The sequence below is a fragment of the Polaromonas sp. Polasp52 genome, assembly GCF_059491565.1.
Genome location: NZ_CP168513.1, coordinates 4995088 through 5015572 on the forward strand (window position 1 = coordinate 4995088; position 20485 = coordinate 5015572).

Annotated in this window: 24 protein-coding genes; 6 read left to right on the forward strand and 18 right to left on the reverse strand. The window is 66.6% G+C overall.

Translation table 11 applies throughout. The features are described from left to right. Positions 1-64: 64 nt before the first annotated feature. The 6 genes from ACEN9P_RS23365 to ACEN9P_RS23390 form a co-directional block, all read right to left on the reverse strand. On the reverse strand, positions 65-271 hold the full coding sequence (locus ACEN9P_RS23365) for a DUF3606 domain-containing protein (RefSeq protein WP_477664581.1): 207 nt from the start codon (positions 269-271) through the stop codon (positions 65-67). A gap of 161 nt (positions 272-432) precedes the next feature. Beyond that, on the reverse strand, positions 433-1653 hold the full coding sequence (locus tag ACEN9P_RS23370; RefSeq protein ID WP_495620618.1) for a pyridoxal phosphate-dependent aminotransferase: 1221 nt from the start codon (positions 1651-1653) through the stop codon (positions 433-435). Next, the gene (locus tag ACEN9P_RS23375; protein WP_477664583.1) at positions 1650-2312 is read right to left on the reverse strand and encodes an RraA family protein; all 663 of its coding nucleotides are present in this window, start codon (positions 2310-2312) and stop codon (positions 1650-1652) included. The genes ACEN9P_RS23370 and ACEN9P_RS23375 overlap by 4 nt, the downstream gene beginning before the upstream one ends. A 4-nt stretch (positions 2313-2316) precedes the next feature. Continuing rightward, entirely contained in the window at positions 2317-2988 is a 672-nt protein-coding gene (locus ACEN9P_RS23380) for an RraA family protein (RefSeq protein ID WP_477664584.1), read from the reverse strand. A gap of 2 nt (positions 2989-2990) precedes the next feature. Beyond that, the gene (locus tag ACEN9P_RS23385; protein WP_477664585.1) at positions 2991-3968 is read right to left on the reverse strand and encodes a Bug family tripartite tricarboxylate transporter substrate binding protein; all 978 of its coding nucleotides are present in this window, start codon (positions 3966-3968) and stop codon (positions 2991-2993) included. Between the two features lie 26 nt (positions 3969-3994). Further along, entirely contained in the window at positions 3995-4693 is a 699-nt protein-coding gene (locus tag ACEN9P_RS23390; RefSeq protein WP_477664586.1) for an RraA family protein, read from the reverse strand. A gap of 68 nt (positions 4694-4761) precedes the next feature. On the opposite strand from ACEN9P_RS23390, the gene ACEN9P_RS23395 reads away from it, so the two are divergent. Beyond that, positions 4762-5661, forward strand: a complete 900-nt coding sequence (locus ACEN9P_RS23395) for a LysR family transcriptional regulator (protein ID WP_477664587.1) — start codon at positions 4762-4764, stop codon at positions 5659-5661. Here ACEN9P_RS23395 and ACEN9P_RS23400 read toward each other — a convergent pair. The 6 genes from ACEN9P_RS23400 to hemN all read right to left on the reverse strand — a co-directional run bounded on the left by ACEN9P_RS23400 (position 5658) and on the right by hemN (position 9433). After that, on the reverse strand, positions 5658-6062 hold the full coding sequence (locus ACEN9P_RS23400) for a DUF1801 domain-containing protein (RefSeq protein ID WP_495620619.1): 405 nt from the start codon (positions 6060-6062) through the stop codon (positions 5658-5660). The two genes, ACEN9P_RS23395 and ACEN9P_RS23400, sit on opposite strands and share 4 nt — an antisense overlap. A 34-nt stretch (positions 6063-6096) precedes the next feature. Beyond that, the gene (locus tag ACEN9P_RS23405; protein WP_495620620.1) at positions 6097-6528 is read right to left on the reverse strand and encodes a DUF1801 domain-containing protein; all 432 of its coding nucleotides are present in this window, start codon (positions 6526-6528) and stop codon (positions 6097-6099) included. A gap of 30 nt (positions 6529-6558) precedes the next feature. Then, positions 6559-6975 (reverse strand): SRPBCC family protein, encoded by a 417-nt coding sequence (locus ACEN9P_RS23410; protein WP_495620621.1) that lies wholly within the window; start codon positions 6973-6975, stop codon positions 6559-6561. Beyond that, positions 6972-7295, reverse strand: a complete 324-nt coding sequence (locus ACEN9P_RS23415) for an ArsR/SmtB family transcription factor (protein WP_074575104.1) — start codon at positions 7293-7295, stop codon at positions 6972-6974. The genes ACEN9P_RS23410 and ACEN9P_RS23415 overlap by 4 nt, the downstream gene beginning before the upstream one ends. 68 nt (positions 7296-7363) lie before the next feature. Continuing rightward, complete coding sequence (locus ACEN9P_RS23420) at positions 7364-8044, reverse strand: sulfite exporter TauE/SafE family protein (protein WP_495620622.1); 681 nt, start codon at positions 8042-8044, stop codon at positions 7364-7366. 6 nt (positions 8045-8050) lie between these two features. Further along, positions 8051-9433 (reverse strand): oxygen-independent coproporphyrinogen III oxidase, encoded by a 1383-nt coding sequence (gene hemN, locus ACEN9P_RS23425; RefSeq protein ID WP_495620623.1) that lies wholly within the window; start codon positions 9431-9433, stop codon positions 8051-8053. A gap of 454 nt (positions 9434-9887) precedes the next feature. Between hemN and ACEN9P_RS23430 the strand changes: the two genes are divergently transcribed. Beyond that, the gene (locus tag ACEN9P_RS23430; protein WP_495620624.1) at positions 9888-10976 is read left to right on the forward strand and encodes a fatty acid desaturase; all 1089 of its coding nucleotides are present in this window, start codon (positions 9888-9890) and stop codon (positions 10974-10976) included. Between the two features lie 274 nt (positions 10977-11250). On the opposite strand, the gene ACEN9P_RS23435 is transcribed toward ACEN9P_RS23430, so the two are convergent. The 3 genes from ACEN9P_RS23435 to ACEN9P_RS23445 all read right to left on the reverse strand — a co-directional run bounded on the left by ACEN9P_RS23435 (position 11251) and on the right by ACEN9P_RS23445 (position 13371). Next, entirely contained in the window at positions 11251-12006 is a 756-nt protein-coding gene (locus ACEN9P_RS23435; RefSeq protein WP_495620625.1) for a helix-turn-helix domain-containing protein, read from the reverse strand. Between the two features lie 14 nt (positions 12007-12020). Then, the gene (locus tag ACEN9P_RS23440; RefSeq protein ID WP_495620626.1) at positions 12021-12425 is read right to left on the reverse strand and encodes a response regulator; all 405 of its coding nucleotides are present in this window, start codon (positions 12423-12425) and stop codon (positions 12021-12023) included. 112 nt (positions 12426-12537) lie between these two features. Then, complete coding sequence (locus tag ACEN9P_RS23445) at positions 12538-13371, reverse strand: universal stress protein (RefSeq protein ID WP_495620627.1); 834 nt, start codon at positions 13369-13371, stop codon at positions 12538-12540. Positions 13372-13543: 172 nt separating this feature from the next. Between ACEN9P_RS23445 and ACEN9P_RS23450 the strand changes: the two genes are divergently transcribed. From ACEN9P_RS23450 to ACEN9P_RS23465, 4 genes are all read left to right on the forward strand, one after another. Further along, positions 13544-14470 carry a LysR family transcriptional regulator gene (locus ACEN9P_RS23450; protein WP_495620628.1) on the forward strand — a complete coding sequence of 309 codons (927 nt, stop codon included), beginning with the start codon at positions 13544-13546 and terminating at the stop codon, positions 14468-14470. A 142-nt stretch (positions 14471-14612) separates the two neighbouring features. After that, complete coding sequence (gene tcuA, locus ACEN9P_RS23455) at positions 14613-15971, forward strand: FAD-dependent tricarballylate dehydrogenase TcuA (protein ID WP_495622224.1); 1359 nt, start codon at positions 14613-14615, stop codon at positions 15969-15971. Further along, the gene (gene tcuB, locus ACEN9P_RS23460; RefSeq protein WP_495620629.1) at positions 15958-17142 is read left to right on the forward strand and encodes a tricarballylate utilization 4Fe-4S protein TcuB; all 1185 of its coding nucleotides are present in this window, start codon (positions 15958-15960) and stop codon (positions 17140-17142) included. Before tcuA ends, tcuB begins: the two co-directional genes overlap by 14 nt. A 69-nt stretch (positions 17143-17211) precedes the next feature. Continuing rightward, complete coding sequence (locus tag ACEN9P_RS23465) at positions 17212-18156, forward strand: Bug family tripartite tricarboxylate transporter substrate binding protein (RefSeq protein ID WP_495622225.1); 945 nt, start codon at positions 17212-17214, stop codon at positions 18154-18156. A 25-nt stretch (positions 18157-18181) separates the two neighbouring features. Here the strand turns inward: ACEN9P_RS23465 and ACEN9P_RS23470 are convergent, their stop codons facing one another. Genes ACEN9P_RS23470 through ACEN9P_RS23480 form a run of 3 tightly spaced genes read right to left on the reverse strand, consistent with a single transcriptional unit; the run spans position 18182 to position 20446 of the window. After that, entirely contained in the window at positions 18182-18817 is a 636-nt protein-coding gene (locus tag ACEN9P_RS23470) for a response regulator (RefSeq protein WP_495620630.1), read from the reverse strand. Then, positions 18814-20106, reverse strand: a complete 1293-nt coding sequence (locus tag ACEN9P_RS23475) for a PAS domain-containing sensor histidine kinase (RefSeq protein WP_495620631.1) — start codon at positions 20104-20106, stop codon at positions 18814-18816. Before ACEN9P_RS23475 ends, ACEN9P_RS23470 begins: the two co-directional genes overlap by 4 nt. Before the next feature lie 52 nt (positions 20107-20158). Further along, a complete protein-coding gene (locus ACEN9P_RS23480) occupies positions 20159-20446 on the reverse strand; it encodes a hypothetical protein (RefSeq protein ID WP_495620632.1) in 288 nt (95 codons plus the stop codon). Positions 20447-20485 lie beyond the last annotated feature (39 nt).

Consider the following 20485-nt stretch of genomic DNA (forward strand, 5'->3'; position numbering starts at 1 on the left):
AAATCATTCAGGGGGTCGGGTGATGCCGTGTCTCAGGCTCGGTGGAAAACCTACAGGGAAACCCTCAGTCCTCCAGCATTTCCGGCGTTTCCCTGCGGCGGCCGAAATAGCGCCTGACCTGCCCGGGATCGCTGCCCACGGCGTAAATGGCCGCGCGCAGTTCGTGCTCGGTGCATTGCAATTCAGCGCACCAGGCCTGCACGACCTGCGGGTCAAGCAAGGTAATGCGGTCAACCGCCGCGGCGGTTGGGGGAGCTCGCGAAGCCATCATGGTTCTCCCTTCAGGTGGGACATTTCATGGAGCCGAAAGATGCCCGGGCCGTTCCCGGGCCCGGATACATCCTGCTACATGACTCTGCTACCTTTTGGGCTATAGCGCATCCCCCAATTGGAGGAGGTGGCTGGAAACGCCAGCTTACGAATTCGGGGGATTCAGGCCGGGCCGGCCAGGGCGCAGAAGTCCCGGACCGCGGCGCCTGCCTGTTGCAGGGACGCCTCACCGATCGCATAGGCGAAGCGCAGGTGATGCGCCAGGCCGAAAGCGGAACCGTGCACCACACCCACGTTCGCCTCCTCGAGCAGCGCGACCGCCACGGCTTCATCGGAATCGAGCAGAACGCCGCCCGCGCTGCGCCTGCCTATCAGGCCGGCACAAGAAACAAATGCATAGAACGCGCCGGCGGGCGTCTCGCAGCGCAGCCCCGGGGTCTGGTTCAGCTGCGCGACCAGCAGGTCGCGCCGCCGCTGGAACTGGGCGCGGCTTTGCGCGATGAAATCCTTGGGGCCGGTGAGTGCCGCGAGGGCGGCGTGTTGCGAGATCGAGCAGGCACCCGAGGTCTGCTGCCCTTGCAGTTTTTCCATGGCCTCCAGCAGCCAGCGGGGCCCGGTGCCGAAGCCTATGCGCCAGCCCGTCATCGCGTAGGCCTTGGACACACCGTTCATGGTCAGCGTTCGCTCCTGCAGTGCCGGAACGGCCTGGGCCAGGGTGCAAAACGCCGCGCCGTCGAAGATCAGGTGCTCGTAGATGTCGTCGGACAGGATAAGGACGTGCGGGTGCGCCAGCAGCGCGCGACCGAGTGCCTCCAGTTCTTCGCGGCTATAGACCGCACCCGTGGGATTTGACGGGGAGTTCAGGATCAGCCACTTGGTTCGGGGCGTGATCGCGGCCTCAAGGGCAGCGGGCGTCAGCTTGAAACCGGTTGCCGCGTCGCAGGCAACGATCACGGATACGCCACCGCAGATCTGGACCATCTCCGGGTAGCTGACCCAGTATGGCGACGGAATGATCACCTCGTCGCCCTCGTTGAGCGTGGCGGCCAAGGCGTTGTACAGCACCTGCTTGCCGCCCGAGCAGACGATGGTGTCCCGCCACGCTACGTCGAGCCCGTTCTCGCGCTGGTACTTTGCGGCCACCGCCTCGCGTAAGGCCCGCAAGCCGGCCACCGGCGTGTAGCGCGTGTGCCCCGCCCCAATGGCGGCGATGCCCGCCTCGCGCACATGGGGCGGCGTGTCGAAGTCGGGCTCTCCCGCAGTCAGCGAGACCACCGGGTGTCCGGCCGCCTTGCGCAGCGCGGCGCGGTCCATCATGCGGTAGGTCGCGGAGGGCTGCGCGGCGGCGAGGCGGGTGTTCAGCAGGCTGTGGGCGCGCGTCATTTGCGCTCCGCGGCAATGGCTTCAAACTCCTTGTCGTGCATCACGTCGGCGACGGAGCGCCCTGCCCTGACCGCGGCGACCATACCCTCCTGGCGGCGGTTGATCTTTTCCCCCAGGGCCAGCACTTCTTCGATCTTTTCTTGCGGGATAAAGACGGTGCCGCAACGGTCCGCAATCACGTAGTCGTTTTCGTGCACGGTCACGCCGGCCATTTGTACCGGCTTGCCGGCGTCGAGCTGGACGACGCGGTTGCGCGCGCTGACCATGGTGATGCCCTTGCCGTACACCGGGTAGGCGATGGACTCGCTGCCTTCGATGTCGCGGCTGCAGCCGTCAATGACGGTGCCGCGGATTTTCTTGGCTACGGCGGCGTTGGCCAGAATGTCGCCCCAGCACGAAATGCCATCTATGCCACCCGAGATTACGAGCACCCTGTCGTCCGTCGTGACCGCGTCTATCACGGGCGAGATCAGGTGGACCGTGGGTTTGGCTTCGGTCTTGGGCCCCAGCAGGACGGTGCTGGCCCGGCCCACGACCTTGGGGCAGTCCCAGAGCGGCCTCAGCCCATAGGTGGCGCCGGGCAGCCCCAGGAAATCCAGTGCGTCGGAAACGGTGTTGCTGTCCAGCGCCGCGAGGCGCTGCAAAGTCGGCTTGTCCATGGTGTCAAACGCCTTTCTGGCTCAGGGTGGCATCCACCCAGGCCGATGAGTATGTACCCGCGAGGATCGCGGCGATGGTGGCCTGCTCGTCCCGCACCTTGGCGTGGGCTTTTCCCGCGACCTCGGCCGCAAGCGCGGCGGGCACCGCGACAAGGCCATCCGAGTCGCCAACCATCACGTCCCCGGGCTGCACCAACAGGCCGCCCACGGTGACAGGCACGTTGATGCTGCCGGGACCGTCCTTGTAAGGACCGCGCAGGCTGACGCCCCTGGCCCAGCACGGAAAGCCCTGCGCCTCGAAGGCGTCGACGTCGCGGATCGCGCCGTCCATCACAAAGGCCGCGGCGCCGCGCATGCGCGCCGTCGTCATCATGATCTCGCCCACCAGCGCGCGCGAGATGTCCCCCTCCCCGTCCACCACCAGCACATCGCCGGCCTGCAGCATGTCCAGGGCCTTGTGGATCAGCAGGTTGTCGCCGGCCCGCACCCGCACCGTGAAGGCATTGCCGCAGCAGCTGACGATGGAGCGGTTGACGGGCCGCAGCGCGGTCGTGCCGACCAGGCGCCCGCCCATGACGTCGCCGATCACCGAGCTGGGCAGGCCGCGCAAGGCGTCCAGCGCGGCGGCGTCTTCTTTCACCCGGGGGTGGATCTCGATTCCATTGAATGCCGCCATGCTCAATCCACCTTCGCGCCCGAGCGCTTGACCACGGACTCCCACAGGGGCAGCTCCGAGGCAATGAATTTGGCGAAGGCTTCGGGGGTGCCCTTGACGTCGGCCGATCCCATTTTGTCCAGGCTCATGCGCGCTTCCCTGGAGTCGAGCACGGTGTTGAGCGCGCCGTTCAGCCGCTTCACCAGCGCCGCTGGCGTGCCGGCCGGCGCGAACAGGCCGTACCAGTTCTCCGTCACAAAGCCGGGCATGCCCTGCTCCTTCATGGTCGGCACATTCGGCAAGCCGGCTGAGCGGGCCGCGCCCGTCGTGGCGAGGGCACGTATGCGGCCCGACGCGAGCTGCGGCACGATCACGCTCATGGCTTCGAAAGACATTTCCACCTGCCCCGCCACCACATCCTGGATCGCCGGCCCCGAGCCTTTGTAGGGGATGTGGGCCAGGGATATCTTTTGCTCCAGCTTGAGCAGCTCACCCATCAAATGCTGCGGGCTGCCGCTGCCGGCCGATGCATAGCTGAGCTTGCCCGGGTTCTTTTTGGCAAGTTCCACCAATTGGGCCAAGCTGGTGGCCGGCACGCCGGCGCTGACATACAGCACCAGGGGCACGGAGGCGACCTGGCCGATCGGCGCAAGCCCCTTCACCGGGTCCACGCGCAGCTTGTACAGGTTCCGGTTGATCACGATGCCGGTGTTGCTGCCCAGCAAAAGCGTGCATCCGTCCGGCGCCGCGGTGGCCACAAACTCAATACCGATATTGCTGCTGGCGCCGGCCTTGTTCTCGACGATGACGGGGGTCCCGAGTTCCTTCATCAGGCCGGGCTGGATCAGGCGCGCCAGCAGGTCGGTGGTGCCGCCGGGCGGATAGGGCGACACGAGCTTGACCGCGGGGCAAGGGTAAGCGGCTTGCGCCCAGGCCGCGCCCGATGCGATGGCGAGGGCCGTGGATGCGGCAAGGGTGGAAAGAAGGCGTACGGGGTTCATGGTGTTTGTCTCCGGAAATCAGGGCTTCAGGTCGTCAGTGGCGAATCGGCCGCGCGCTGCAGCGTGTGGTACTTGAACTGCTTGCGGGCCTCGGCCAGCGGCATGCCGGCCAGGGCTGCGGCGAGGATCTGCTCCTCAATCACCCGGGTTTCCAGCGCCTTGGCCAGCACGTCCTGCAGGTGGGCCCGCGGCACCACCACAATGCCGTCCGCATCCCCGACGACCAGGTCGCCCGGACAGACCCGCACGTCGCCCAGCGTCACCGGCTGCTCATAGGCCTCGACCTGCACGCGGTCCTTGCCGGTGCGCATGAAACGACCATGGGCATACAGCGGGTAGCCCACCTCATCGGCCTCCGCCGTGTCGCGGCAGACGCCGTGGATGACGGTGCCGGCCAGGCCCCTGTGCGCGGCGAGCCGGCTCAGGATGCCGCCCCACACCGTGCAGTCCAGGCGGCCGCCGTTGTCGAGGACCGCGACGGTGCCGGGCTTGAGCGTGTCGATGAAGTCGCCCACGGTTCCGGGCGAAGACCGGTCAATGGGCGCAAAGCGCACGGTGAAGGCGAAGCCGAACAGCTTGGCCGGGCCGGCCACAGGGCGTATGCCCAAAGCGCTGCCGGGCAGCTTCAGCGCGTCCAGCGCATCGGAAATTTCGGCGGTGGACAGGGCTTTGGCCTGCTGGAACCAGGTGGCCTGGTAGATGTCCTGGGGGATGTCATTGCTCATGAGGAGCGATGATGAGATAGTGAATATCTGAATGCAATTGCCGATTTTTGAATTAATATTCAAAAATAATGAACTTAAAGCAAGTCAGATACTTTTGCGAAACCGTGGACGCCGGGAATGCCCGTGCCGCGGCCGAAAAACTATTCGTCGCGCCGACGGCCATCAGCATGCAGATCAGCCAGCTGGAGGCCTTGCTGGGTGGCGCCCTGTTTGACAGGGCAACCCGGCCCATGGGCCTGACGCCGCTGGGCCAGTTTGTCTACTCCAAGGGCACGGAGCTGCTGTCGGCCAGCGGCCGGCTGGAAGTCGAGGCCAAAGGCATGGCTGCGGGCAGGCTGGGCTGGCTGGGCATAGGTTTTACGCGCTCCACGATTTTTTCCATCCTGCCCGAGGCCGTGCGCGCCATGCAGTCGGCCTTGCCTGACGTGCGCATCGACCTGGAGGAAATCCTTACCGAGGAACAACCGGCCGCCTTGCGCAGCGGCGCCATCCACCTGGCCATCGCGCGCACCCTGGGCGCGTTCACGCGCGAGCCCGACCTGCACTACACCGAACTCTTCGACGACCCGCTGGTCGCCGCCCTTCCCGCGCAGCATCCGCTGGCGGCGCAAGCCAGCCTGCGGGCCGCGGAGCTGAACGCCCTGCCCTATGTGAGTTACCCCAAGGTGGCCAACGCGCACTTTTCCCGGCAGGTGCTGAACATCCTCGAGCAGGCCGGCGCCAAGGTCCAGGTCGGCCATGAGGCGAAAGAAATCAACACGGCGCTGGGACTGGTGGCCGCGGGCCTGGGCGCGACGGTGGTGGGCCGCAGTGTCGCCACGAACAACCGCGGCGACATCCGCTTTGTGCCGATTGCGGACCTGTCCGTCGGCAGCAAGGTTCTCGCGGTCCGCAAAGCCGGTCCCGTAAATGCGCTGGTAGAAGCCTTTCTGGACAAGCTGCGCGAGCAGGTGCCAGGCCGCGACTAAGCCTTGCTGTTCAGCGCCGCGGCGGCGCGCACCAGTGCCTTCAAGGCCTTTTCATCGAGGCTGTCACCCTCGTGGATATCGATGGCGCGCCGGGTGTTGCCTTCGAGGCTGGAATTGAACAGGCCTGAAGGGTCCTCGAGCTTCGCGCCCTTGGCGAAGGTCATTTTCACGGTGCTCTTGTAGGTCTCGCCGGTGCAGATGATGCCGCCGTGCGACCAGACCGGAACGCCTCGCCACTTGATCTCCTCCACCACCTCGGGAAGCGCTTGCTGGATGATCTTGCGGATGCGGGCCAGGGTCTCGCCGCGCCAGTCATCGAGCTCGCGGATCTTCAGGTCTATCTGCGCGGAGGCGGAACTGCCTTCACTGGCTTTCGCGTCGCTGCTGCTTGCTTTTTTCATGGTGGATGCTGCTTTCTCTTGAGGTTTGAGCCGCTCACATTTTTTCGCCGGGCAATTCGCTGGCCTGCTGTATCCACGCCGCCAGCTGGGCCTCGTCGAACCGGCCGTCCTCCAGGATGTGGACATAACGCGTGTCCTGCCTTTTGGATTCGACCGGCGGCACGGGGCGTAGCGACAGGCCGCGAAAGAAGGCTACTTTGACGTAGTGCGTGAAGCAATGAAAGCTCAGGAACCAGCCCTGGCCCGCCACACCGTAAAACGGCGAGTTCCATTTGACGGCCTTGTGCACGCCGGGCACGGTGCGCATGACCAGCGCGTCCAGGCGCCGCCCCACATCGCTTTTCCAGCCCGGCATGGCCGCGATATAGGCCTGCACCGGGGCATCGCCCTCGCCTTTGGCGATCTGCGGGTTGCCGCCCGCGAGCAGCGCCGGCTTCGCGCGGGTCTTTGTGGCCGTTGCCTTCATTTCGGGGCCTTCTTGCGAAGCATGCGGGCGTCAATCCGCCCGCGCCAGCACCTGCTCCAGCTGGCCGAAGAACTGCTGCCAGCCGTGTTTCGCGCCCTGGTAGGCTTGTTCCTGGTCGGTGCGGAAACCGGCCTGCTCCATGCGCAAACGCGTGCCTGTGCCCGTGGGCGTGAGCGTCCAGGTGACCACGCTTTCAAGGCCGTAGGCCGCCCAGGTATAGGACAGGGTTTTCACGGCTTCGACGGTTTTCACTTCGCAGTCGACGGAACCCCAGTCGGCGCTGAGCTTGAAGCCGCGGCCCACAACAGGCTGGAAGTCGTTTTTCATGAGCCATTCGGCGATCAGGTGCGGCTGCGTGAGCGCGCGCCAGATCTTTGCGGGCGAGTGGGGAATCTCGCGCTCGACAACAACGGAGCGGGTTTCGGTAATGGCTTGGGCTTGGGTCATTGGTCCATCCTTTTTAACAGTGATTCAAGGTCATCAAAGCGTTCGTTCCAGAACGCGCCATAGGTGCTCACCCAGTCGCGCAGCGGCGCGAGTGCCAGCGGCTGGGCGCTGTAATGCGTCTCGCGGCCCTGCTGCCTGTCGTTCACCAGCTTTGCCTGTTTGAGCACGCGCAGGTGTTTGGACACCGCGGGCTGCGACACCCCGGCGCGGTCGGTCAGGGCGCGCACGGTCTGCTCCCCGTCGCGCGCCAGGCGTTCAAAGATCGCCCGGCGTGTCGGATCGGCCAGGGCTTTGAAGACTTCATTCGCGAGGGCTTGCATGGCCAAATCATAACCAAGTGGTTATTGATTTGTCAAACCCGTCGCAAGGCTTATGTTTTAGAGGCGCTTCAGGCCAGGCCGCACCACTGGGCGATGCGGTGTGTCATGTCGCCCCACAAACCAAATAGGGCGGCCAGCACTAGCACGCCGCCGCCCGCGCGCACGCCGAGCTGCCCACCCAGGCGGTTGCCGGCCACCCTTAACCCGGCGAGCATGCGCGGCGCCAGCAGCAAGGAAACGCCGCTGCCCAGCGCAAAAGCCGCCATGGCGAGCGCGCCCTGCAGCGGCCCGCCGCCCAGCGAGGCCACCAGCAGCGCCGAATACAGCAGGCTGCAAGGCATCAAAGCCCAGAGCATGCCCACCGAAAACATCCCGCCCCGCGATGCGGCCACCGCGCCCACCCGGGACCAGGCAGAGCGCCCTGCCCGGTCCGCCCAGGCCGGCTGGCTGGCATTGACCACCAGGACCAGGCCCCAGCCCAGCACGGCCAGGTGAAACAGCATCCATACCGGCTTGAACGCGGCGGCGTGTTCCGCCATCCAGGCCAGGCTTTGCACCGCCGCGGCGGCGGCCGCGCCCGCGGTGGAATAGCCCACAAGCCGCCCGGCCTGGAACAGCAGCGGCGAGGGCGGCCGCCGGTTTGGGTCCATGCGCCGCAAACCGCCGCAGGCCGCGCCGCACATCACGGCGCAATGCGGCCCGCCGGCCAGGCCCATCAGCAAGGCGGTGGTGGCAAGCGCGTAGCTCATGGGCGCCTAAATAATGCGCGAGAAGCGGCTGCGGTTGAGGTCGGACTGCAGGTAGCGGTCGAACACCATGGCCACCGCCCTCAGGACGAAGCGGCCTTCGGGCGTGACGCGAATGCCGCTGTCCGACAGCACGACCAGGCCGGCGCCCTCCAGTTCGCGCAGGCGCTCGAGTTCGGCGGCGAAATAGCGCTTGAAGTCCAGCATCCAGGCGAGCTCTACCGACTCGAACCACACCTGGCCCTGGCACATGATGGCCATGATCACCGCGCGCCGCGCCAGGTCGTCCCGGCTCAGCGCCAGGCCGCGCGTGACCGGGAAACGCCCCTGGTCCAGCAGGTCGCAATACTCCTCCATGGTCTTGGCGTTCTGGCTGTAAGTAGCACCTACCGCGCCTATGGCCGACACGCCCAGGCCCACAAGGTCGCGGTCGGGCTGGGTGCTGTAGCCCTGGAAGTTGCGGTGCAGCCGGCCCTCGCGGCCGGCCACGGCCAGGGCGTCGCCGGCCAGCGCGAAATGGTCCATGCCGATGTACTGGTAGCCCGCGCCCTGCAAACGCGCCATGGCCTCGGCCAGCATGGCGGCCTTGTCCTCGGCCGCCGGCAGCAGCGTCACCGGGATGTGGCGCTGCGGCTTGAAGCGCTCCGGCAGGTGCGCATAGGCGTAGAGCGCGATGCGGTCCGGCCTGAGTTCTTGAATCTGGCCCATGGTGCGCGCAAACGAGGTCTGCGTCTGCCGCGGCAGGCCGTAGATCAGGTCCACATTGATGGACTCAAAACCGAGCGCGCGCGCCTCGGCCACCAGCGCGAACACCTGCTCCGCGGGCTGGACCCGGTGCACGGCTTTCTGCACGTCGGGGTCAAAATCCTGCACGCCGAAGCTCAGGCGGTTAAAACCCAGGGCGGCCAGGGCGGCCAGCCGGGCCTTGTCCACGGTGCGCGGGTCCACCTCGATGGACATCTCCGCGCCGGCCACGATGTCGAAATTGCGCCTGAGCATGTCCATCAACTGGGCCAGTTCGTCGTCGGAGAAAAAGGTCGGCGTGCCGCCGCCCAGGTGCAACTGGCTGACGGCCTGGCCGGTACCCAGGCGCGCCGTGTACAGCGCGACTTCGCGCTCCAGGTAGCCCAGGTAGGCAGCCGAGCGCGCATGCTGTTTGGTGATGATCTTGTTGCAGGCGCAGTAGTAGCACAGCGATTCGCAAAACGGGATGTGCACATAGAGCGACAGCGGCGCGGCCGAGGCGTCGGCCCGCGAGCGCCTGTCGTCCAGCGCGCGGCCGTGGTCGGCGGCGCTGAAGGCCTCGACAAAGCGGTCCGCCGTGGGGAAGGAGGTGTAGCGCGGGCCCGAGATATCAAAGCGCTTGAGGGCCTGGGGTAATACAGCGGACATGGGATGCTTCAACCTAGAAACGGCAGTTGGATGCGTCTGAGTGTGCTGCGCAGGGCGTGCCAGGCAAGGCGCGACAACGCTGTGGGCTATTGCCCACAAGGCGGAGCAACGCTGCATGGCGCGGCCTGCGCGGCGCAATCGGGCGCATAGCGCTGGTATCCAGACAGGTACCGTTAACGAAGAGGAAAAAGTCAGTATTCATGAGGCCCTCGAGAGGTTTGCAAGCGGTCAACTGCGGTTTCTAGGTTGAAAGGTGAGGCCTCCACTGTGCCGCCGGCGCGCCGCACTTGCATTGATGTGGATCAACGGAGTTCATGGTCTGCGCCGGCGCCGCGCGCAGGCGCTATGGAGGGGGCTTGACCTGCGTCAAAGCGCGGGCAGGGAGGGCCCTCTAAGCTGCGGACTTCCCCATTGCCCGTGGCCCAATGCCCCCGGCGCCACACCTTCATCCCTCATGCCCACCACCCAAACCCTCTCAGCGCCCCTCGCAGCTCCCCTTCCCCACCGAAAAATCCTGCGTTCCTGGCTGGCCCCCATCTCGGCCAAAAACACCGGCATCGCCCTGGCGCTGTCCGTGGCGGACCTGGCCCTGTTCGCCGCCTGCATGGCCGGCGCGGTGCTCGCGCGCCACCCTGTACTGCAAGTGCTCATGGGCCTGGCGGCCGGCTTCATGATCGCCAGGCTGTTTATCCTGGGCCACGACGCCTGCCACCAGAGCTTCACGCCGCACCGCAGGCTCAACCGCTGGCTGGGCCGGCTGCTGTTCCTGCCCTCGCTCACGCCCTACAGCCTGTGGGACGTGGGACACAACGTCGTGCACCACGGCTACACCAACCTCAGCGGTTTTGACTTCGTCTGGCAGCCCGCAACGCTTGAGGCCTATGAGCGCATGCCCGCCTGGAAACAATGGCTGGAGCGCGCCTACCGCAGCGGCTGGGCACCCTGGCTGTACTACGCGGTGGAGATCTGGTGGAAGCGGCTTTACTTTCCGTCCAAGGCCGTGATGCCCACCCGGCGCGGCATTTTTGTCGCCGACAGCCTGCTGGTCAGCGCCGTCGCCGCGGCCTGGGTCGCGGGCCTGGTGATTGCTGCGCCGGCCACCGGCCAATCCACCGCCTGGCTGCTCGCCGTCGGCTTCTTGCTGCCGCTGCTGGTGTGGAAGGCCTTGATGGGGTTTGTGGTCTATGTGCACCACACGCACACCCGCATCGCCTGGTACGACAACAAAAAGGACTGGTCGGCCGCCAACCCCTTTGTTTCGACCACCGTGCACCTGCGCTTCAACGGTTTTTTCGGCGCGGCGCTGCACCACATCATGGAGCACACCGCCCACCACGTGGACATGGGTGTGCCGTTGTACCGCCTCAAGCGGGCCCAGGCCGTGCTGGAGGAAAAGCTGCCGGGCCACATCGTGGTGCAGCCGTTTTCCTGGCGCTGGTACTTCAGCACGGCGCGCCGCTGCAAGCTCTATGACTTCGAGCGGCGGCAGTGGACGGATTTTTCCGGCAGGCCGACCTCGCAGCCAGCCACGAACTTTCTTTAAGCAGGTTAGAACCTGTTCGCGGCCTAAACGGGGTCGCGTTGGTGTGCAATCGGGATGAGTGGGCCGCCTGGGCACGCAGCATGGGCTGACGCCCATGCAAGGGCTCGGGTGGTTCAATCGCCCGATTTCACGCCAACCCGAAGGGCGAGCGCCTTGTCGGGCGGTCTTTGGCGTTGCGGCGCTGGCCCGTAGCTGCGTTATGAGCAGTACGCCGTGCCGCGCATCCATCCCGACAAGGTGCTTGCGCGGCCCCGTTTAGGCCGTGAGCAGGTTCTTAGTGAACCCGTGTTTCGAAGATGCGCTTGAGCGCCTCGGCATCGAGGATGCGGATGTGGCGCTTGTCGACTTCGAGGATGCCTTGCTGCTGGAAGGCCGAGAAGGTACGGCTCACGGTCTCCAGCTTCATGCCCAGGTAGCTGCCGATTTCGGCGCGCGACATGCGCAGGTGGAACTCGCTGGCCGAGTAGCCGCGCAGCTTGAGCCGCTGCGACAGGTTCAGCAAAAAGGCGGCCAGCCTCTCCTCGGCATTCATGCTGCCCAGCAGCATCATCAGGCTGTGTTCCCTGACGATTTCGCGGCTCATGAGGCGGCTCACGGCCTGCTGCATGCTGGCGCTGGCCGCGGCCAGGCCGCTGATCTGTTCGTAGGGAATGGTGCAGACCTCGGTGTCCTCGAGCGCGGTGGAATTGCTGGCATAGGCGCCGTTGGCGATGCCGTCCAGGCCCATCAGTTCACCGGCCATCTGGAAGCCGCTGACCTGCTCGCGGCCGTCGGCCAAGGTCAGGCTGGATTTGAAGGTGCCCATGCGCACCGCGTAAATATTGCGGAAGGACTGACCCTCATGGTAGAGCGCCTGCCCCGCCTTGACCTTGGTGCGGCTGAAATGGAGCTCGTCCAGTCCGCCCACGTCGGCGGGTTGCATGCCGCAGGGCAGGCACAGGTCGCGCAGGTTGCAGTTCGAGCAGTGGGTCGTCAGTGGCGGAATGGCGGCAGCTGAAGCGTCACTGGCGGATGAACAGGCTAAGGACATGATGACTCCTTGGATTAAAGGGAAGAAACGGGTTGCGCGGCAAGCCCGGCCACGGCTTTCACCTGGCCTGCGAGCGCATAGAACTCTGTGTGCTTGTCCAGAAAGCGGGCGGCGCCGGCGGCCAGGTAGCGTGCGCGGTAGGCCGGCTCGGCGTGGTTGCTCAGGACGATGAAGGGCATGCCCGGCATGGCCTTGAGCACGGCCTGCAGCACCTGCATGCCCGTGCCCCTCTCGAACTGCACGTCGAGCACCACCACGTCGGGCCGGGCTGCCAGGATGCCGGAAACCGCCAGTTCCGGCGTATCGGCCTGCCCCGCGATTTCCATGCCCTGGTTGAGCAGCATCGCGGCCACCCGGCTGCGGCTCAGCGCGGAGTCGTCGGCCAGGAAAACCCGGATGGGGGAAGTGCTGTCTTGCATGCCCCTACTGTCGCGCAGGCGGCGCGTTCAGGACATCGGGCTTTGCTGAAAGCCCGGCTCGGATAAAGCCGGTTTGCCGGCGCCGGCCCTCCGAGCCCGGCTCGGAATTTTCCTAGTGGGCCATCAGCACCGGCAGCGTCATGCCCTTGAGCACGGTGCGGGACGCACCGCCCAGCACCCACTCATGGGCGCGGGTATGGCCGTAACAGCCCATCACCAGCAAGTCCGCCTGCAGGTCGAAGGCGCGCGACAGCAGCAGCTCGCCCAGGTTTTCGGGCTCAACCGTTTCTTGCTGCCATTGGGCCTGCACGCCGTGGGCCTGCAGGTAGGAGACGATATTCGGGCTTTCAGCGGCGGCCGCTGGCACCTCGTCGCCCCAGCTCAGCACATGCACCGAGCCGGCCTTGCGCAGCAGGGGCAGCGCCGCCGCCACGGCGCGCGCGGCCTCCGGGCTGGGCTTCCAGGCGATCACCACCTTGCCGGGCAAGCCGGGCCTGGCCGAGGTATAAGGCAGCACCAGCGCCGGCCGCCCGCTCAGGGCGATCACGGTTTCGGGGAAATCCGCGGGCATCAGCGTGGACCAGCCCTCGCCCGGGCCGTGCTGGCCCAGCACCAGCAGGTCGGCATACAGCGCCCGCTGCGCGAAAGCCGGGGCCAGTGGAAACTCATGGACTTCCGCCCAGGTGGCCCGCAATCCCGCGGGTTTGAGTTGCTCAAACACCGAACGTGCCCGCGCCAGTTCGGTGTCCTGCACGTTTTCGCGCTTCACGGCCAGGCCGGGAATGCCGGAGGCGACCGGAAGCGCCTCCGACGCTGAGGGCGAGGCATACAGCGCCGTGATGCCTGCGCCGTGCATGGCGGCAAGCCGGCCGGCAAATTCAAGGCGCTGCGCGAATTGCGGCGACGCATCGGCATGGACCAGCAGCTGTTTGAGTTCATCGCTCATGGAACACCCCCAGGCTCAGAGTTTCAATACCCCGACTGTAGGCAGCCGCGCCCTGGGCCGTGTTGACCCTGGTCAACACGGCGCTATTTCATCGCCGGCCCTTGGGAGCGCCGGCAGGAGTTCACCGGCAGGTGAACGGGAATACGATAGCGTCATTCACTCCTGGACCCTTATGGAACTCCGCCAACTCCGTTATTTCGTGAAAGTCTGCGAACTGCGCAGCATGGGCCGGGCAGCCATCGAACTCGGCGTGGTGACATCTGCGCTGAGTCAGCAGATAAGCCGTTTGGAGAGCGAGCTCAGCACCCGATTGCTTCAGCGTGGCAGTACCGGTGTGAGTCCCACCGACGCGGGCGTGGCCTTCTTGCAGCAGGCCCAGCTCACGCTGCGCCACGCGGAAGAGGCGGTGCGCGCGGCCCAGCAGGCGCGCCTTTCGGGCCATGTGAGCGTGGGCCTGGCGCCGACCACGGCCTCGGTGCTCGGCCTGCCGCTGATGCAGGCCATGCGCGCGCGTTACCCGGATGTACGGCTGCACCTGGTGGAGTCGCTGTCGGGCCACCTGGCCAGCATGCTGCAGGCGCGCCAACTCGATCTGGCGGTGCTGTTCGAGCCCACCACGCCGCGCCGCTGGAGCATCGAGCCCCTGCTCGACGAAAAGCTGTTCGTCCTGGCCGCCGCCGGTTTGGTTCAGCGCCCTTGCGGCCTCAAGGTGCGGCTGGCCCAGCTCGCCGACGTGCCGCTGATCATGCCCAGCGCCGGCCACGGCCTGCGCGCCACCCTCACCGCCGCCTTTGCCCGTGCGCGCATCGAGCCCGACGTGGTGGCCGAGATCGACGGCCTGGCGCTGCTGATGGATGCCGTCCGGGCCGGCCTGGGTGCCACCATCCAGCCGGGCGCCGCCGTTGCGCGGCAGTCAACGAAGGACGTGCTCAGCAGCCAGATCACCGACGCGCATGTGAGCCGGCGCAACCTGCTGGTCAGCCTGTCGGACGACGAACTGTCGCCAGCCGCGCTGGCCACGCGGGTGGTGATGGCCGACACAGCGCGCACCTTGGTGCGCGAAGGCCGCTGGGCCGGCGCAAGCCTTCTCGAAAACTGAACACCTGTTGCCCGATCCGGCCTTTCGCAGAAAGGGCCGCCTGCCTAAAGTCTCCTGACCCACAAGGAGACAAGAAGTGAGCGATGAGCAGGTCGATGTACTGGTCGTAGGTGGCGGCAATGCCGCACTCTGCGCCGCGCTGATGGCGCGTGAGGCCGGCGCCAGCGTGCTGCTTCTCGAAGCCGCGCCCAAGGCCTGGCGCGGCGGCAATTCGCAGCACACGCGCAACCTGCGCTGCATGCACGACGCGCCGCAGGACGTGCTGGTGGAAGCCTACACCGAGGAAGAATACTGGCAGGACCTGCAGAAGGTGACCGGCGGCCTGACCGACGAACACCTGGCCCGGCTCGTCATCCGCGCCTCGTCGAACTGCCGCGACTGGATGCGCCGCCACGGGGTGCACTTCCAGCCGCCGCTCTCAGGGGCACTGCATGTAGCGCGCACCAACGCATTCTTCATGGGCGGCGGCAAGGCGCTGGTGAACGCCTATTACCGCAGCGCCGAACGGCTGGGCGTGCAAATCCGCTACGAGATGCCGGTGGCTTCGGTGGAGCTCGACGGCGAGCGCTTCACCGCGGTACACACCGAGGCCGGCGAACGCATCACCGCCAAAAGCTGCGTGCTCGCCGCCGGCGGCTTCGAGTCCAACCGCGCCTGGCTGCGCGAGGCCTGGGGCCAGAACGAGCGCGGCGAATGGCCGGCCGACAACTTCCTGATCCGCGGCACCCGCTTCAACCAGGGCGTGCTGCTCAAGCAGATGATCAAGGCCGGTGCCGACGCCATCGGCGACCCCTCGCAGGGCCACATGGTGGCTATCGACGCCCGCGCCCCGCTCTTTGACGGCGGTATCTGCACCCGCATCGACTGTGTGTCGCTGGGCGTGGTGGTCAACCGCGAGGCCCGGCGCTTCTACGACGAGGGCGAGGACTTCTGGCCCAAGCGTTACGCCATCTGGGGCCGGCTGGTGGCCCAGCAGCCCGCCCAGGTGGCCTATTCCATCATCGACCAGAAGGCCGTGGGCCGCTTCATGCCGCCGGTGTTTCCCGGCACCACCGCCGACACGCTGCAAGGGCTGGCGCGGCAGCTCGGCCTGGACGAGCCCGGCTTCCTGCGCACCATTGCCGACTACAACGCCGCCTGCCGCGTCGGCCGCTTCGACCACACCGCGCTGGACGACTGCCGCACCGAAGGCCTGGCACCCGCCAAGACCCACTGGGCCCGGCCCATTGACACCGCGCCCTTCCACGCCTACCCGCTGCGCCCCGGTATCACCTTCACCTACCTGGGCCTGAAGGTGGACGACACCGCCGCCGTGCGCTTCGGCGGCCGGCCCAGTCCCAACCTCTTCGTGGCTGGCGAAATGATGGCCGGCAACGTGCTCGGCAAAGGCTACACCGCCGGTGTCGGCATGAGCATCGGCACCGCCTTCGGCCGCATCGCGGGCACCCAGGCCGCAGCCACCGCCCTGAAGCAGAAAGACTCCCAGCATGCAAACGATTGAGGCCCTGGCACGCGAGGCCGTTTCGCTCGCGGACGGCCCGCGCCGTGTCATTCCCATTCTTTCCACCGCCGAGACCGAGGTCGGCCGGCAGATGCAGATCTGCAACGCCTGCCGCTATTGCGAGGGCTTCTGCGCCGTGTTCCCGGCCATGACCCGACGGCTCGAATTCGGCCAGGCCGACATCCACTTTTTGGCGAACCTCTGCCACAACTGCGGCGCCTGCCTGCATGCCTGCCAATACGCGCCGCCGCATGAGTTTGCCGTGAACGTGCCCCGGGCCATGGCGCAGGTGCGCGGCCAAACCTATGTGGACTACGCCTGGCCGCCCGCACTCGGCGTGCTCTACCAGCGCAACGGGCTCACGCTGTCACTGGCCCTGGCCGCAGCGCTGGTGCTGTTCCTGGTCATGGCCGTGGCGATGAAGGGCAGCCTGTGGGGCGCCGCGCCAGGCGACACCTTCTACAGTGTGTTTCCACACAAGCTGCTGGTGAGCCTGTTCGCCCCCGTGTTCCTGTTTGCCACATTGGCGCTGGCCATGGGCGTGCGGCGCTTCTGGCGCGACATCACGCCCGCCACCAGCGGCGCGCCGCTGAACGCGCCCGCCGCCGCCGAAGCCGCCGATGCGGTGCTGCGCCTCAAATACCTAGACGGCGGCCACGGCGACGGCTGCCACAACGAAGACGATGCCTACACGCTGTCGCGCCGGCGCTTTCATCACCTCACCTTCTACGGCTTCATGCTGTGCTTTGCCGCCACCAGCGTCGCCACGCTCTACCACTACGCCTTCGGCTGGGTGGCACCCTACGCCCTGCCCAGCCTGCCCAAGCTGCTCGGCGTGGCCGGCGGCATCAGCCTGGTGCTCGGCAGCGCCGGCCTGTGGCGCTTGAACCGCAAGCGCCATCCCATGCACGGCGACCTGGCGCAAAAACCGATGGACCTGGGCTTCATCGCCCTGCTGTTCCTCACCAGCGCCAGCGGCCTGGCCCTGTGGCTAGGGCGCGGCACACCCGCCCTGGCCTTGCTGCTGTGCCTGCACCTGGGCGCTGTCATGGCCCTGTTCGCCACCCTGCCCTACGGCAAGTTCGGCCACGGCATCTTCCGCAGCGCCGCGCTGCTGCGCCATGCGGTCGAAAAACGCCTTCCCAATCCGATTGGCCTTGGCGCCGACTGAGAACCACAAGACACAAGCACCCCAAGGAGACACAGCATGAACAAACGAATATTTCTGCGCACTACCACGATGGCGGTGGCTGCGCTCTGCGCAACCGGCCATGTACCGGCTCAAGACTTTCCCCCCAGGAAATCCATCACGCTTGTGGTGGGTTTTGCCCCTGGCGGGGCAGCCGATGCCGCGGCGCGCCTGATCGCGAAGAAACTTGGCGAGGACATCGGCCAGACAGTGATCGTGGACAACAAGGCCGGTGCCGGCGGAAACATCGCCCACCAGTATGTGGCCAACGGACCCACCGACGGATCGATGCTGTTGTTCGGCTCCGTCGGACCACTGACCATTGCACCTCATGTCATGAAGGTCAGCTACGACCCCTTCAAGGACCTGGCCGCGATCTCTGGCGGGGTGAACTTCCCTAATATGCTGGTGGTGCACAAGGGCCTGGGCGTGAAGACCCTGGCCGAATTCGTTGCGCTGGCCAAAAAGAAGCCCGGCAGCATCGACTTCGCCTCTACCGGCGCCGGCTCGGCTTCACACCTGGCCGGAGAGCTATTTAACCAGCGCGCCGGTATTGACATGGTGCACGTCCCGTACAAAGGCGGCGCTCCGGCCCTGCAGGATCTACTGGGCGAACGCGTCGCCTCGTATTTTTCGGCACCGCCCACCGCGATGCCGCACGTCGAAGCCGGCAAGCTGATCCCGTTGGCTACCACCGGCCTCACCCGCCCTGCCTACATGCCCAACATCCCGACGGTGGCCGAATCGGGCTACCCCGGGTTCGAGGCTCTTAACTGGTACGCCTTCCTGGCACCCGGCAAGACGTCCGTGGCCATTCTTGAGCGCTGGAACCAGGCCATCGTCAAGGTGTTGGCCGACCCCGGTGTGAAGGAGGCCCTTAACAAGCACGGCCTGACGCCGCAGCCGACTACCCGCGCCCAGTTCACCGACTTCATGCGAAAGGAAGATACCAAGTGGGGCGCCATCGTGCGCGAGCGAAAGATCACCGCAAACTGATGGGGTGAAATCCTGCCAATCCCCCTCAGGGCTCGGCCAGGCCGTGCTTGATGGCGTAGCGGATCAGATCGTTCTGGTTTTGCAGCCCCATTTTTTGCATGAGGTTGGTTTTGTGGGTGCTGACGGTCTTGACCGAGAGGTTCAGCCTGGTCCCGATGTCCGTCAGCGAAACGCCGGCCACCAGCAGCTGCAGCACCTCGAACTCGCGGTTGGACAGGCTTTCGTGCGGCACCGCCTCGCTGCCGGGCATGGCGCCCAGCGCCAGTTGCTCGGCCACCTCGGCGCTGATGAAGGCCCCGCCCGAGGCCACCTTGCGTATCGCCTGCTCCAGCTGGGCCGGCGCGCTTTCCTTGGTCAGGTAGCCGCTGGCGCCGTTCTTGATGGCGCGCACCGCGTACTGCAGCTCCTGGTGCATGCTCAGCACCAGGATGCGCAGCTGCGGCTTTTCGGCGCGTACCAGCTTGATCAGCTCCATGCCGCTGCGCCCGGGCATGGACAGGTCCAGCACCAGCACGTCGAAGGCCAGCTCGCGCACGCGCTGCATGACTTCCGTGCCGTTGCCGGCTTCGCCTATGACTTCCATGCCTTCAATCGACGACACGATGCGCTTGAGGCCTTCGCGCACGATGGCGTGGTCGTCGGCCATCACAATCCTGATCACGTGATATCTCCTGTCTCTGCGGCATCGGCCGTCTCGGGCACCGGGATGAGCACCCGTATGCGGGTGCCGCGGCCCGGCGCCGTGTCAATCTCCACCGTCCCCTGCAGCAGCCGCGCCCGCTCGCGCAGGCCCATCAGGCCCAGCGAGCTGGCCTTGCGCGGCGCGTCCAGCGCGAAGCCGGCGCCGTCATCGGCCGCCTCGAGGACCACGGCCGCGCCCGTCCTCGTTATGCGCACGTCGACCCGCGATGCGCCCGCGTGCTTGGCCACATTCACCAACGATTCCTGCACGATGCGGAACACCGCCGTGGCATAGGGCTCGCCGAGCTCCACGTCCTCATCCAGCGAGAGCTTGCACGGCACACCGTGGCGCTGGCTGAAATTGTGGGTCAGCCACTCGATGGCCGGCACCAGGCCCAGGTCGTCCAGCAGCAGCGGCCGCAGGTCCGAGGCGATGCGGCGCGTGGCGGCCACGGTGGTGTCCAGCAGGCCCAGCATGTCGTCGAGCTTGGCCCGCACGGCGTCCGAATCGCGGGGCATGGCTTCCCGGACCCAGGTGGCGTCCATCTTGATTGCCGTCAGCGACTGCGCGAGCTCGTCATGCAGTTCGCGTGCGATGCGGGTTTTTTCGCTTTCCCGGATGGCGTGGGCCGCCGAGGCAAAAGCGCTCAGCTCCTCGGCGGCGCGCACGCGCTCGGTCACGTCGCGCAGGATCACGGTGTAAAGCTTGCCCTGCGCGGTGTCCAGCTGCGAGATCGAAGCCTCCAGCGGGAATTCCTCGCCGCCGGCCCTGAGCCCGTACAGCACCGTGCCGTCCCCCATGCGCCGCGAGGTCGTGCCGGTCTGGCCGAAACGCCGGACCTGCCCGCCGTGCGCGCCCTGGTGGCGCCGCGGGATCAAACGCGTGAGCGGCTGGCCCAGCATCTCGCGCGTGGGCCAGCCGAAGATTTTTTCAGCGGCCTTGTTGTAGAGGATCACGTTCTGCTCGCTGTCCACGGTGATGATGGCGTCCATGGCCGAGTCCAGCAGGCCCGCCAGCCGGGCGTCCGCGCCTTCAAGCGCCTGTTTGCCCGCCTGGTCGCGCGCCGCGTCGCGCCCGGCCACCAGCCAGGCCAGGCCGCAAGTGGCGGCGGCCAGCGCCGCGACCAGCGGCAGGCCCGGCAGCGAGTGCGGGCTGGATACCAGGTGGACGGCGGCCAGCAGCGTCAGGGTTGCCAATACGGCCAGCACAATGGCCGTGGAGCGCCGGCGTTTGGGCAGTGCATCGCCTACATGGGGGAATTGGGACATGGCGCGATTCGGGAGTGGGAGCCCGATCTTACCGCCCTGCCCCGCGCCGGCTTCAGTCCTCATCCACCGCGTGCGCGGGATCCGCCCGCGTCCGGCGTGAAGCCGCCGCTCCCGCATCCGGCGCGGGCCCGGTCAGCAGCACACTCAGCGCGCTGGAGGCCGCGCAGGCCAACCAGAACACAAAAAACACGGCGGTCTGGAAAGCCAGCCGCGAAAGCCCGGCCGGCTGCCCATCCCTGAGCATCTCCTGGGGGTCAAACAGGCCGAACAGCAGCAGCTCCAGCAGGCAGGCCGCCAGGAAAGCCGGCCAGGCAATCCCCAGTATCTTGTTGGCTGACATCACATGGCCTCCTTTTTGCGGGATTGCGGGACTGCGGGG